We start from the raw sequence: 12,900 nt of genomic DNA, 5'->3' as shown, positions 1-12,900 counted from the left end.
GGCGGCGACGCAGCGAGGCAGAGAGGCAGGGCAAGAACCGCCAGCCCTCTGCACACCGCCGCTCGGCTGCCGATTAAACCGAGCAGCAGAGAGCTGTCGGCTAGAATGGGAGTTTGAAGCCGCCGGGTAGGGGCATGCCGCCGGTCACCTTCTCCATCTCCGTGGCCGTCTCCGCCTCCAGTTTGCGGCGGGCGTCGGCGTGGGCGGCGATGAGGAGGTCTTGTACCATCTCAGCCTCCGCCGGGTCGAGCAGCTTGGGGTCGAGCCGGACGCGCTTCAGATCGCCCTTTCCGGACATGACGACATGGACCATGCCGGCGCCGGAGCTACCCTCGATCTCCATTGCCTCCATCTTAGCCTGCATCTCGGCCATTTTGGACTGCATCTGGCTGGCCTGCTTCATGAGGCCGGCAAGGTTCTTCATCGGATCAATCCTCCATCATATCGGCCGGCTCGGCGTCCGGCGGGGCGAAGTCGGGCATGTCAGGCTCGCCCAAGGCCATCGGGGTGGCGGGTAGTCCATATTCGTCCATCGCGCTGTCCCGCACTTTGCCGATGGTGGCGCCGGGGAAGGCTTCCAGTATGGCAAGGACCAGCGGGTGGGCCGCAGCGGTGTCGCGCCGGGTGAGTTCGGCGGCGTCGCCCTGCTCACCGATCGTGGGTTCGCCTAGTGCGGTGGACAAGGCGATGGTCCAGCGCGTGCCGGATTCGGCCAGTAGCAGGGCCGCCAGGCGCGGTGCGAGGTCGCGCGGGGCGACGGGTTCTGGACGTAGCTCGATGATACCCGGGGCGAAGCGGACCAGATGCACGGAGTGGCGCATGTGACTGTGAAGCGTGGGATCGCGGCCGGAGCAGAGCGCGACGACGTCGCGGAAATTGGCCAGGCGCGGGGCGGGTGCTGCTGTCAGTGCCTCCGGTTCCGGGGCACGAGCAGCCATGGCGCCGCCGCTGGATATGGCACGGGCGCCGCCACCGGATTGTGGGGGCGCAAGTGGTAATGCGGTGGTGGTAGTGCCCTCTGCGGTGAGGCGGCGGACAAGGTCGCCGGGAGGCGGCACGTCGGCGACATGGCAGAGGCGGATCAGTACCATCTCGGCCGCGGCCCGGCGGTCGGGGGCGGATTCGACCTCGGTCAGACCCTTCAGCAGCATCTGCCAGGCGCGGCTGAGTACGGGGACGGACAGGCGGTCGGCCAAGGCGGCGCCGCGAGTACGCTCGGCTTCTGGAAGCGCCAAACCGTCGCGGAGCTCGGGTACGGAGCGGAGCCGGGTGAGCATGTGCACCAACTCCACCAGGTCGGTGAGGATGGTGCCAAGATCGGCGCCGAAGGCGTGGGCGCGGTCGGTGATGTCCAGGGCTGTGCGGACGTCGCCGGCGGCGATGGCCTCCATCAGGTCGAACACCAACTGCCGGTCAGCCAGCCCCAGCATATCGGTGACTTCGGCGGCTGTGACCTCCGCGCCCTCCATGCGGGCGATCGCCTGGTCCAGCAGGCTCAGGCCATCGCGGGCGGAGCCGTCCGCGGCACGGGCGATCAGGTCCATCGCGGCGGGGGCGACGGCCACGGTTTCGGCCGTGGCGACGCGGGTGAACAGGCTGGCCAACTCGGCGGCGGAGATGCGGCGCAGGTCGAAACGCTGGCAGCGGGACAGCACCGTGATGGGAACCTTGCGGATCTCGGTGGTGGCGAAGATGAAGATGATGTGGGGCGGCGGCTCCTCCAGCGTCTTCAACAGGGCGTTGAAGGCCTGGGTCGTGAGCATGTGGACTTCGTCGAGGATGAAGACCTTGGTGCGGGCCTGGAGCGGTTTGTAGCGCACGGCCTCGATGATCTCGCGCGCATCGTCCACCTTGTTGCGGGTGGCGGCGTCCATCTCGATCACGTCTGGGTGGCGGTCGGCGAGGATGGCGGTGCAGTTTGCGCAGATGCCGCAGGGCGTGGCCGTGGGACCGCCCTGGCCGTCGGGCCCGATGCAATTGAGCGCTCGGGCGATAATGCGGGCCGTGGTGGTTTTCCCCACCCCGCGGACGCCGGTGAGCATAAAGGCGTGGGCGATTCGATTGAGCGAGAACGCGTTGCGCAGGGTGCGCACCATCACGTCCTGGCCAATCAGGTCCTCAAACCGGGTCGGGCGGTATTTACGGGCGAGGACGCGGTAGGGCGTGGCCGCGGTCGTGGGCAGCGTGTCACCGAACAGGCCGGCGCCAGCTTGTGGCGGCGCTTCCTCAGCTGGCGCATCTCCGAACAGGCCAGACATCAGCGGCGCCAGGCCTCCTCGTCATGAGTAGTAGGGTGGGGAACCGGACCACGACCCGGGCGGAACTCACTGCGGCTGCTTCCTTCCGGACCTGACCGGGTTGGCAAGGCGACCGTCCGCAACCGGCTCCCCACGAGGGGTATATCACGGGGTGTGGGGGGTGGGGCAAGGTGGTGCGGTGAGATGTCTGCATCCAGTTGCCGAGTGCCGAAGGCCGTGCCACGGTCGGACGGAATGAACAACATCACGCCAAGTCGCCCCAACGCCTACACGGGTAGTCCGTTGGACCGTGCCTCCCACCTGCGGACGGATGTCGGATGGGTGGAGGACACGTTGGCCGATCCGACCACGCAGTTCGTGCCGATTTGGCGCGGCCGGAATTATTTCGGTACGGCGGAGGATGGCACGCCGACGGCGGTGTTCCCAGGTGGGCTGTCGGTCGAGGGGTTTGGCTGGGCATTCCTGGGCAATGCCGGCGGCGTTTCGACGTTTGCGGTCGATCTGAGCCCGGCGGAGGACCCGTTGCCGCTGGTGCCGACCGGCGGCGAATTCAACGAGTTGCGGACGATCGGTGCGGGCCTGCCGCGGGAGCAGGCGGCCATTCTGGCGCATGCCCGCGGGCTGATGCATTGGCGCAGCCGGCATAAATTCTGCGGCTTGTGCGGCGCGGCCTGCCAGCCACACGCTGCTGGCAACGTGATGGCCTGCACCCAGTGTAATACTCATCATTTTCCCCGGACCGACCCGGCGGTGATCATGCTGGTGACGCGCGGGGACAAGGCGCTGCTGGGCCATTCCGCGCGGTTTCCCAACAGCGTCATGTATTCAACCCTGGCGGGCTTCGTCGAACCGGGCGAAAGCCTGGAGGAAGCTGTCGCTCGCGAGGTATTGGAAGAGTCGGGTGTGGCGGTGACGAACGTGCGCTATCACAGCAGCCAGCCTTGGCCGTTCCCCGGCAGCATCATGCTGGGATTTTATGCCGAAGGGCTGACGGAGGAGATCATCCTGGATGATGACGAATTGACCGATGCGCGCTGGTTCACCCGCGACGAAATGAAGAATGCGAAAGCCAATGGCTTTGCCCTGCCGCGAGCCGATAGCATCGCCCGACGCCTGATCGAAGATTGGTTGGCGGTATGAGAGCGTTGGGTGCGCTGGCGGCGATCGCCCTCTTGTCGGGATGTTCGATAGACGAGGCGCCGAGTGCGCCAATCCCGGCCGCTTGTGAGGATCAGGTTTATGCCGATCCGGTGGTGAAGGATTTGATCCTGAAAGGTACGGGCAGCGATAGCTTCCGGCTCAACCACCTCGATCAATTGAAATACGCCAAGATCGATGCGGCGCATCGCTGCATGCAGCAAAAAGGCCTGGTGCCGCCGGGGGGCGGGGTCGCGCGTCCGCGCATTACTGGCTAGGGAGACGCGGCGCGCGATAGGGCGCCGTGTAGCGAGTTCGGCTGGACGCCCGGACCGACAGAGACGGTCGCCGTCATCCCGGCGGCCAGGTGAACCGCATCGGGCACTTGGTCGATGTGAATACGAACCGGGATGCGTTGCGCGAGGCGCACCCAGGTGAAGACGGGGCTTACCGAAGCCAGGCCCAGATTGCCCGGGTCGGTGTTCGGCGTGTTGATGCCGCGGGCAAGGCTCTCGACGTGTCCCTGCACCGGGTCGCGATATCCCATGAGGGAGGCGATGGCCGGGTCGCCGAGACGAATGCCGCTGAGCTTAGTTTCCTCGAAATACCCGGCAATCCAGAAGCTGTCGCTGTCCAGGATGGAGATATTGCGGGTGCCGGTGGTGGCGTAATCGCCCTCCCGCAGCAGCAGGTTCGTGATGTAGCCGTTGACGGGCGATACGACGTGGGTGCGGTCCAGGTTGATGTGCGCCTGGCTGAGTTGCGCGATGGCGGTGGCGTAGGCCGCAGCCGCGACGTCCGCGTTGGCGCCGTAAGTCTGGCGCTCCTCGTCTGAGGTGGACAGGGTGGTGAGGATAGCGCGGCGTTTTGCCTCGATCTGCTTCAGCTTCATATCGGCGAGCTTGCTGTTCACGTTTGCCTGCGCGGTAGCGACCGCAACCTGATAGTCTAGTGGGTCGATCTCGTAGAGGGGGTCGCCCTTGTGCACCGTCTGGTTGTCGACAACGTACAGCTTGGTAACCCGGCCAGCGACCTCAGGCGCGATGTTGACGACGTTGGCGAGCACCTGGCCGTCCCGCGTCCAGGGCCCGGTGACGTAGTGGTTCCAGATTACCACGCCGGCGACGCAGGCCGCGGCGAGGATGGCGAGGGTGATGGCGATGCGCAGTGCGCGGCGGGCGCGTCCAAACACGCAGGATCAGCCTTTCGTTGCGGGGTGGGGAAGCAGCGTCATCGGTCTAGAACACGCCGACCAGAATGCCGAGGATGCAGACATAGATCCCAGCCTCCACCAGCAATGGGTTCCAGACCCAGCGTTGTAGGCGCAGGCGCACGAGAAGCCAGCGCAGCGGAATATACACGACGAGTGCGCCGATCATGTAGGCCACCAGTGGCGAAATGAACACGCCGTCGATGTTTGTCTCGCGCCACATGCCTCAGGCGTCGATCACGCCGTAGCGCTGCAGGGCGCGGTGATGCTGGCGCATCAGTAGGGCAGAGCCGTAAAGGCCGGCGGCGGCGTGGACGAGCATGTCGGATTTCGGGCGGTCGCTGGCGAGTAATTCGGTTGAGGCGGCCTCCATTGCGTCTGGCTCACGCAGAGGCATAGGCAGGCCCAGCGCGCGCATCCCCGTCCAAGCGCGGCGCAGGGCGGAGTCGAGTTCGCTGAAGGCGGATAGGCGCTCAAGCACGGCAACGCGGGCAGGGGTTTCGCGGCCGAGCCAGATTTGCGCCTGCGCCAGCCGGTCGAACCGGAGGCACCGCGCGGAGATTGGGCCGTGGCGTGGCAGCTCGCCATCGATCGATCGCCGCAACCGTTGGCCGATGGAGTCGGCGATGCGGAACAGCCGACGCTCGCGGGAGACGGGCAGAATGAAGCGGAATGCGATGAGCATGAACAGCACCGCCAGGGCCTGCACCATGACGTTGTTCATGAAGGAGGACAGATCGAAGCTCTCGGTATTGGCGGGGGATAGGATGAGGGCGAAGTAGAGTAGCAGACCTGGGCCATAGGCGGCGGTTTTAGGATGCCGGGCAGCGAGGCAAAAGAGGAAAAAGACCCCGCCAACGGCCAGCGCGAAAGGGACGAAGCCGGAGGTTTGCGGCAGGACGAGGTAACCGATGACGCCGGCGGCCAACGCAGCGGGTGGCAGGCAGAAGCAAAAATTCACGGCCCCGGCGGAGGGATTGGGGGTCATTCCCAGCAGCGCCGTAAAGGCAGCCTGTTGCACCAGCAACAACGTCGCGCCGGACCAGCCGGCATAGATGCAAAAGACAGCGCCCAGACCGACGGCGATAATCGTGCGCACCGCGCTCAGCGCCGCGCCGATCCAATCCCGGTGCTCCGGCAGGTCGACCTGGATGGACGTGCCTTCACCCTCGGCCAGGGTGCGCAATCCGTCCCGGACGATGTCGTGCTGGGATAGTAGTTCGTTGGCACGGTCCAGCAGCGATGCGGCAATGGGGGTTTCGGGCGGGCAATCCAGTGCGGCCCGAGGCTCCGAACCGCTCAACTGGGCGGAGGCATGGGCCATGGCGCGCCGGGTTTGCTCGCTGGTTGGCTGCTGCAGGGCGACCGAGATGGCGCGGGCGGCGGAGATCATGCCGAGCAGCCCTGCGATGGTGGCGGTGGCGCCAGCCCGGCGATTGCGGCCGTCGGGGAGTTCAGCCGCAGCGAAGCCGGCCTGCGTGCGCAGACCCAGGATGCCGGCACCGATTCGCGCGGTCAGCGGTTCCCGGGGCAGTTTGTGGCCGGCAAGCGCAGCGATAGAGACGGCCTCGGCGTCCGCAACCCGTTGCTGCAATGCGGCCAGCAGGTCGTGGAAGGCGGACATGCGGGAAAACAGCAGGTTTACGACGGCGACCGAGGCGATGCCGATGAGGATTGCGGCGACGCGGTTGAGCGCGGAGAGAAATGCAGCATCCGGCGTGTCGATGCCGGCGACGGCGATGATGCCGACTGTGTAGCCGCAGAGCACCGCGCCATAGGACCGGAAGTCGCGTAGCAACGAGGCGACGAAGGTGCAGGCGCCGAGCCACAGCGCGAATAGGCATAGCAGCATGGTGCGGTCCTGCGGGAACAGCGCGATGAGCACGATCGCCGCGATGCCACCGAGGATCGTGCCGATGGTGCGGTAGATCGCCTTCGATGTCGTCATGCCCGGCGTCGGCTGCGCCACGATGGCGACGCACAGCCCGGCACTGGACGCGGTGTCGAGTTGGATGGTGAAGGAAACCAGGTAGGCCAGTAGCAGCGAGCAGGTGGTGCGAAGCGCGAAACCAATCGCGTCGGGGAAGAAGCCCGGCAACTCCAGTAGCGGCTCGGTCGGTGACGCCGTTGTTGCTGACAAGTCGTTACTGCACTCCCTACCGGCACGTTAGAGTTTGCCGGACGACAAGGCGAGTGCCAATGCCGGGCTGCGGTTTCCTGCGATTCTGGTAGGCGCGCGGCTTGCCCCGGTGCACGGCGGCTCCTAGGAAGCCTTGATAATATTGTGCTGCGACGATGTTAGTTGCGACAAAGTTACACAGATGAAGTTACAGGGAGCCCTTGCATGCTGAGCCATGACGTCCGCGTCCATCCATCCAAAGACGTGTTGAAGCGGGAAGACCAGTTGGCGTGGAAGATCGCCGCGGTGGCCGCCGATAAGGTGAAGGTCCAGCGCGACGTTGCCGACATGATCGTCAACCGCATCATCGACAACGCGGCGGTGGCAATTGCATCGGTGAACCGGTCGGCACCGATTTCGGCCCGGGGCATGGCGATGGGCCATCTGCGCAAGGGCGGTGCCACGGTGTTCGGCGTGGCGTCCAACAAGCGGGTGAGCCCGGAGTGGGCGGCCTGGGCGAACGGGACGGCGGTGCGCGAGCTAGACATGCACGACACTTTCCTGGCGGCCGATTACTCCCACCCCGGCGACAACATCCCGCCGATCCTGGCGGTGGCGCAGACGCTGGACAAGTCGGGCGCAGACCTGATCCGCGGGCTAGCCACGGGCTACGAGGTCCAGATCGACCTGGTGCGGGCAATTTGCCTGCACGAGCATAAGATCGACCATATCGCCCATCTTTGCCCAGCGCAGGCAGCGGGCATCGGCACGCTGCTGGGGCTGAAGACGGACGTGATCTATCAGGCGGTGCAACAGGCGGTGCATGTCAGCTTCACCACGCGGCAGTCGCGCAAGGGCGAGATCAGCTCGTGGAAGGCCTATGCGCCGGCGCACGCGGGCAAGCTGGCGATCGAGGCGGTGGACCGGGCGATGCGCGGTGAGGGCGCGCCGTCTCCGGTATACGAAGGCGAGGACAGCGTGATCGCCTGGATGCTGGACGGGAAGGACGCGCGATACACCGTGCCCCTTCCAGCGCCGAAGGAGCCGAAGCGGGCGATCATGGACTCCTACACGAAGGAGCACTCGGCCGAATATCAGAGCCAGGCGCTGATCGACCTCGCGTTCCGCATGCGCGAGAAGGTGGGCGACACGCGTCAGGTGGAGAAGGTGGTGATCCACACCAGCCACCACACGCATTACGTGATCGGCACTGGCGCCAACGACCCGCAGAAGATGGACCCGAAGGCCAGCCGCGAGACGCTGGACCATTCGATCATGTACATCTTCGCGGTCGCACTGCAGGACGGCAAATGGCACCACGTCGACAGCTATGCGCCGAAACGCGCCGGGCGGAAGGATACGGTGGAGCTGTGGCACAAGATCGAGACCATGGAAGACCCGGCCTGGACCAAGCGTTACCACTCGCGAGACCCGAACGAGCTGGCGTTTGGCGCGCGGATCGAGATTACGATGAAGAGCGGCGAAGTGATCGTGGACGAGATGGCGATCGCGAACGCGCACCCGCTGGGCGCCACGCCGTGGCAGCGGGACGATTATATCGGCAAGTTCAACGTGATGACCGAGGGGCTGATCGCGCCGAAGGAAGCCACGCGGTTCCTGGATGCGGTGCAGGATCTTGCGTCGCTGCCCGCGGGGGAGTTGCATCGCTTGAACGTCGCGATGCCGGCCGGCTCCCTGGTGGAGCCAAACCCCGGCATCTTCTGAGATCGATCGCATGTGGCCCGTCACGCCGGGCCACATGCAGGCGAGACTGTTCCTGAAGGAGAAATACGTTGTCCGAGACCACCGGTCCGAAGCCGAAGAAATCCGTCGCCTTATCCGGGATTACGGCGGGAAATACTGCACTTTGCACGGTCGGCCGCACCGGCAATGATCTGCATTATCGCGGCTACGACATCCTAGAGATCGCCGAGACATGCGAGTTCGAGGAAATCGCCCATCTGCTGGTGCACGGCGCGCTGCCGACCGAGGCGCAGTTGCGGGCCTATAAGTCGAAGCTGCATGCGATGCGCGGCCTGCCCGCCGCCGTGCGCAGCGTGCTGGAGGCATTGCCGCCGGCGACGCACCCAATGGACGTCATGCGCACTGGCGTGTCGGCGTTGGGCTGCGTGCTGCCGGAGAAGGACGACCACAATCACCCAGGTGCGCGCGATATCGCCGATCGGCTGATGGCGTGCCTGGGGCCAATGTTGCTGTATTGGTATCACTGGTCGACCAACGGCAAGCGGATCGAGGTCGAAACCGACGACGACAGCATTGGCGGCCATTTCCTGAATCTGCTGCATGGCGAAAAGCCGTCCGAAGCCTGGGTAAGGGCGATGCACACCTCGCTGAACCTGTATGCGGAGCACGAGTTCAACGCGTCCACCTTCACCACGCGCGTCGTGGCGGGGACGGGGTCGGATATGTACAGCGCCATCGTGGGCGGCATCGGGGCGCTACGGGGGCCGAAGCATGGCGGGGCGAACGAGGTCGCGCTGGAAATCCAGCAGCGCTACGCCAACGCGGATGAGGCAGAGGCGGATGTGCGGCGCCGGGTCGCCAATAAGGAAGTGGTGATCGGGTTCGGCCATCCGGTCTACACCGTGTCTGACCCCCGCAACGTCGTCATCAAGGGCGTGGCCAAGGAATTGGCCGCTGCCGACGGCAATCTGGCCATCTTCGACATCGCGGAGCGGCTGGAAGTCGTGATGGCGGACACAAAGAAGATGTTCCCCAATCTCGATTGGTTCAGTGCGGTGTCGTATCACACGATGCGGGTGCCGACCGCGATGTTCACGCCATTGTTCGTCATCGCCCGCACGTCGGGTTGGGCGGCCCATGTGATCGAGCAACGGATCGACAACAAGATCATCCGGCCGACGGCCAACTACACCGGGCCCGAGGATCGCAAGTTCGTCCCGTTGGCGCAGCGGACCGCCTGAAGCGGCTAAAAATCGTTTTATTGGTAAGCGCCCAAGTAATGGCGTCGTTTTTTGTTTGACATGAAAACGTCGCACGCGAGATAGCGGAAAGGCATGTGAAACGACCGGCTTGATGGAAGCCGGTCGTAACGCAGATGGCGGAGGGAGCGGTCTATGTACCGATTTTACGTCCCGAAGACCCGTGTCTATTGGGCATGTGGTGCGCTGTCGTTTCGCTGCGCGTTGCACGTGTGGCCGGTTGCGCGTCCCGCGGGCGTTACCGGTGCTTCGTTCGCGGCCGGAGGAACTGGCCGCGTCAGCGGCCGTTCGCTTTCAACTGGACTCGAAACGGCCCTGAGGGAATTTCAATCATGAGCACTGAAGACACGGACGTACTCGCCCGCCGCAAAAAGGCAACGACGGCAAAGGCTGCGACCAAGGCGGCCCCAAAAGCGGTAGCGAAGAAAGCCGCGCCGAAAAAGGCCGCGCCGAAGGTGACAACTGCCAAGGGTGCACCAAAGGCAGCAAAGCCGGCGCCTTCAAAGGCTGCGAAGCCAACTGCGACCAAGGCTGCTGCGGCAAAGAAGCCCGCGGTGAAGAAGGCGTCGGTAACCAAGGCGGCGACTAAGCCGGTGAAGGCTGCGGCCAAGCCGGCTGGCAAGGCAACGAAGACAGCGGCGGCCAAGCCGACGGTTAAAAAGGCTGCGCCGAAAACCGCTCCAAAAAAGGCGGCTGCCACCCCCAAGAAGGCTGCCACCCCCAAGAAAGCGGTTGCGCCGAAGCGCGAGGTAAAGAAGGCAGCGCCTGCGAAGGCGGTGGCACCCAAGGCTGCGCCAAAGAAGGCCACACCTGCCAAGACTCCTGCGCCGAAGGCCACCCGGGTGCGTCGTGCCAAGGTGGAGGTGGTGCCGCCCGAACCGACCACGTCGCAGATCAGCGACGCGATCAACTAGCCTGGCGACCGGGTGTGGCGGCGATGCCGACCACCCGGTCGAACTCAGTTTACGCTGCGACCTGGCCTAGGCCAGGTCGAATGCGCCCGTGAAAAAGTCGCGCCCCCCGAAATTGCCGGATTTCAGCGCCAGCAGCATCGGGGGGCCGGAGCCTTCAGCATAGGTCCAGGGCACACCCGGATCGATCTCCGCGCCGATGCGGAGCTGGCGCACGCCCAAGCGAGAGACGACCGCGCCGGAGGTTTCGCCCCCGGCGACGACCATGCGGCGGACCCCAGCCTTGACCAGCCCAGCCGCGACGATGGCGAGGGTTTCTTCCACCAAGGCGCCGGCTTGGTCACGCCCCAGTTTTGCCTGCAGCGCCGCAACGCGGTCCGGGGGGGCGGAGGCGGCAATGACGAGTGGGACGTCGCCCAACTTGCCATCGGCCCAGTCCAGTGCACGCCGCGCCAATTCGGTCGCATCGGGCGTGGCGATCGGGTCCAACTCCAGCGTAGGCACGCGATCGCGTGCGGCGCCAAGTTGGAACAATGTGGCGCGGGAGCATGAGCCGGCCAACACGGCAGCATGGCCTGGTGCGGGCGGAAGCGTGGCGACGTCGGATCGTTCGGCCAGCAGACCGGCGCGGCGGAAATTGGCGGGCAGGCCCATTGCCACGCCCGATCCACCGGTGATGAGGGCGTGATGCGCTGCGGCCTCGCCGATCGCCATCAGATCCGACTCGGTGATGGCATCGACGATGGCATAGCGACGACCCTGCTCCTTCAGCGCATTCAACACGCGACGAATGGCGTCCGAGCCCTGGGTAACGGTGGCCCACGGGACCAGTCCCACTGTTCCTTCGGTCTGGTGGGACAAGACGCGGACCAGATTTGAGTCGCGCATCGGGGTCAGCGGATGATTTTCCATGCCGCTTTCGCTGAGCAGCGCCGTGCCAACGAAGAGATGGCCTTGGAATACGGAGCGGTTGTTAGCGGGAAACGCCGGGCAGGCAAGGGCGAAGCCGCAGCCCAGCGCGTCGATCAGCGCGTCACCGACAGGGCCGATATTCCCAGCCTCGGTGCTGTCGAAGGTCGAACAGTATTTCTGGAAGACCTGGCGGCAGCCGGCTTCCTGCAGCCAACGCAGCGCGGCGAGGCTTTCGGCCACAGCCTCGGCGGCGGGTGTGGTGCGGGATTTCAGCGCGACGACGACGGCGTCGGCGTCGGGCGCCGGGCCGGTGGGGACACCGATGAGTTGCACGGTTCGCATGCCGCCACGCACCAGTGTGGAAGCGAGGTCGGTGGCGCCGGTGAAGTCATCGGCGATGCAGCCTAGAAGCATTGCGTAGCCTCCACAAAAAGGGCGGCCTGGGATTGCCAGCCCGGCAGTGTTTGCCCGAGGTCCCAGGCAGCATTGGCCATGTCGGCGCGTAGCGCGGTGTCGAAGATCACGCGGCGGATGGATTTGGAAAGCCCGGTGACATCGCCGGGTGTGCAGACGACGCCGACCTCCGGGCTCACCAATTCGGCAGCGTTGCCACCGGCGGTGACGGCGATCGGGAGGCCGCGGCGCAGCGCTTCGGCGATCGGGGCGCTGTAGCCTTCCCATTCGGTGGCGAGGGCGAAGATGTCGGCTCGTTGCCACTCCGCCTCCAGCGCGTGAGCGTCGAGTGTGCCGGCAAAGCGGACGCGGTCGGTGAGGCTGGAGGCGGCGAGTTGGGCGTGTAGGCTGGCGGCGTAGTCCGGGTCGCGCGCCGGGTCGCCGGCGATCACTAGGGTCCAGGGAAGGTCGAACAGACGGGCTAAGGCTTGCAGCAGAACGGCGTGGCCCTTGCGCGGCACCAGGCTGCCGATGGACAGGATACTGCAGGCTGGCGGTATGGAACCGCGGCTGCGCACCGCGTCCGGCACGCCAGGGCGGATAGTCGTTAGACGGGTTGCGTCGACGCCGAATTCTTCGGTTAGCCGCGTCGCGACTGGCGTGCTGGTGGTAATGACCCGGCGCAGGCGCGGCAGCCGCTCCCGCTCGGTCGCGCGGATCGCATCGTGGTCGGCGGCGGCGGCCAGGGCGGTGGGGTGATGGATGATGCCGACGGCGCCGGGCAGCCGGTCCGGCGGGATGTTTGAGAGCGCCAGGCCGTCGATCACCTGGATCGCGTTGCCAGGGCCATTGCCGAACCAGATCCCATGACCCAACGCTGCGAGCGCCGTGGTGAGGTTGCCGAGATAGGCGTTTCCTCCCTCGGGCGGGAGGTCCTGCGCCGGCAGGAGGAAGTTGAAGTCTGCCATAGCCCGGCGATAGCACGCCGGACTGCTGG

Annotated in this window: 12 protein-coding genes and 1 other RNA gene; 4 read left to right on the top strand and 9 right to left on the bottom strand. The window is 65.6% G+C overall.

The window, feature by feature from the left end:
• Window positions 1-100: 100 nt before the first annotated feature.
• The 3 genes from GSQ76_RS20940 to ffs all read right to left on the bottom strand — a co-directional run bounded on the left by GSQ76_RS20940 (window position 101) and on the right by ffs (window position 2,390).
• Complete coding sequence (locus GSQ76_RS20940; protein WP_158746043.1) at window positions 101-424, bottom strand: YbaB/EbfC family nucleoid-associated protein; 324 nt, start codon at window positions 422-424, stop codon at window positions 101-103.
• A gap of 4 nt (window positions 425-428) precedes the next feature.
• The gene (locus tag GSQ76_RS20935; protein WP_158746042.1) at window positions 429-2,258 is read right to left on the bottom strand and encodes a DNA polymerase III subunit gamma/tau; all 1,830 of its coding nucleotides are present in this window, start codon (window positions 2,256-2,258) and stop codon (window positions 429-431) included.
• Window positions 2,259-2,292: 34 nt separating this feature from the next.
• Window positions 2,293-2,390: signal recognition particle sRNA small type (gene ffs, locus GSQ76_RS20930), an RNA gene on the bottom strand.
• A gap of 51 nt (window positions 2,391-2,441) precedes the next feature.
• Here ffs and nudC point away from each other — a divergent pair.
• On the top strand, window positions 2,442-3,398 hold the full coding sequence (gene nudC, locus GSQ76_RS20925) for an NAD(+) diphosphatase (RefSeq protein ID WP_335904924.1): 957 nt from the start codon (window positions 2,442-2,444) through the stop codon (window positions 3,396-3,398).
• 5 nt (window positions 3,399-3,403) lie between these two features.
• Window positions 3,404-3,673 carry a hypothetical protein gene (locus tag GSQ76_RS20920; RefSeq protein ID WP_158746041.1) on the top strand — a complete coding sequence of 90 codons (270 nt, stop codon included), beginning with the start codon at window positions 3,404-3,406 and terminating at the stop codon, window positions 3,671-3,673.
• Here GSQ76_RS20920 and GSQ76_RS20915 read toward each other — a convergent pair.
• From GSQ76_RS20915 to GSQ76_RS20905, 3 genes are read right to left on the bottom strand one after another with little or no spacing between them, the layout of a single operon-like run.
• On the bottom strand, window positions 3,670-4,587 hold the full coding sequence (locus GSQ76_RS20915; RefSeq protein WP_158746040.1) for an HlyD family secretion protein: 918 nt from the start codon (window positions 4,585-4,587) through the stop codon (window positions 3,670-3,672). The two genes, GSQ76_RS20920 and GSQ76_RS20915, sit on opposite strands and share 4 nt — an antisense overlap.
• A gap of 46 nt (window positions 4,588-4,633) precedes the next feature.
• Window positions 4,634-4,828, bottom strand: a complete 195-nt coding sequence (locus tag GSQ76_RS20910; protein WP_158746039.1) for a DUF1656 domain-containing protein — start codon at window positions 4,826-4,828, stop codon at window positions 4,634-4,636.
• A 3-nt stretch (window positions 4,829-4,831) separates the two neighbouring features.
• Window positions 4,832-6,745, bottom strand: coding sequence for an FUSC family protein (locus GSQ76_RS20905; RefSeq protein WP_158746038.1), 1,914 nt, complete (start codon window positions 6,743-6,745; stop codon window positions 4,832-4,834).
• Window positions 6,746-6,949: 204 nt separating this feature from the next.
• Between GSQ76_RS20905 and GSQ76_RS20900 the strand changes: the two genes are divergently transcribed.
• Both GSQ76_RS20900 and prpC read left to right on the top strand, forming a co-directional pair.
• Window positions 6,950-8,449, top strand: coding sequence for an MmgE/PrpD family protein (locus GSQ76_RS20900; protein ID WP_158746037.1), 1,500 nt, complete (start codon window positions 6,950-6,952; stop codon window positions 8,447-8,449).
• 68 nt (window positions 8,450-8,517) lie between these two features.
• On the top strand, window positions 8,518-9,669 hold the full coding sequence (gene prpC, locus GSQ76_RS20895) for a 2-methylcitrate synthase (RefSeq protein ID WP_158746036.1): 1,152 nt from the start codon (window positions 8,518-8,520) through the stop codon (window positions 9,667-9,669).
• Window positions 9,670-9,964: 295 nt separating this feature from the next.
• On the opposite strand, the gene GSQ76_RS20890 is transcribed toward prpC, so the two are convergent.
• The 3 genes from GSQ76_RS20890 to GSQ76_RS20880 form a co-directional block, all read right to left on the bottom strand.
• Window positions 9,965-10,597 carry a hypothetical protein gene (locus GSQ76_RS20890; protein ID WP_158746035.1) on the bottom strand — a complete coding sequence of 211 codons (633 nt, stop codon included), beginning with the start codon at window positions 10,595-10,597 and terminating at the stop codon, window positions 9,965-9,967.
• A 70-nt stretch (window positions 10,598-10,667) separates the two neighbouring features.
• Window positions 10,668-11,924, bottom strand: coding sequence for a 3-oxo-tetronate kinase (gene otnK / locus GSQ76_RS20885; protein WP_158746034.1), 1,257 nt, complete (start codon window positions 11,922-11,924; stop codon window positions 10,668-10,670).
• Entirely contained in the window at window positions 11,915-12,871 is a 957-nt protein-coding gene (locus GSQ76_RS20880) for a glycosyltransferase family 4 protein (protein ID WP_158746033.1), read from the bottom strand. Before GSQ76_RS20880 ends, otnK begins: the two co-directional genes overlap by 10 nt.
• Between the last annotated feature and the right edge of the window lie 29 nt (window positions 12,872-12,900).

This window comes from Acidisphaera sp. L21 (assembly GCF_009765685.1).
In the GTDB taxonomy this organism is placed as follows: domain Bacteria; phylum Pseudomonadota; class Alphaproteobacteria; order Acetobacterales; family Acetobacteraceae; genus LMUY01.
The sequence above is the reverse complement of the archived record's forward strand: the minus strand, read 5'-3'. Positions and strand labels throughout refer to the sequence as shown.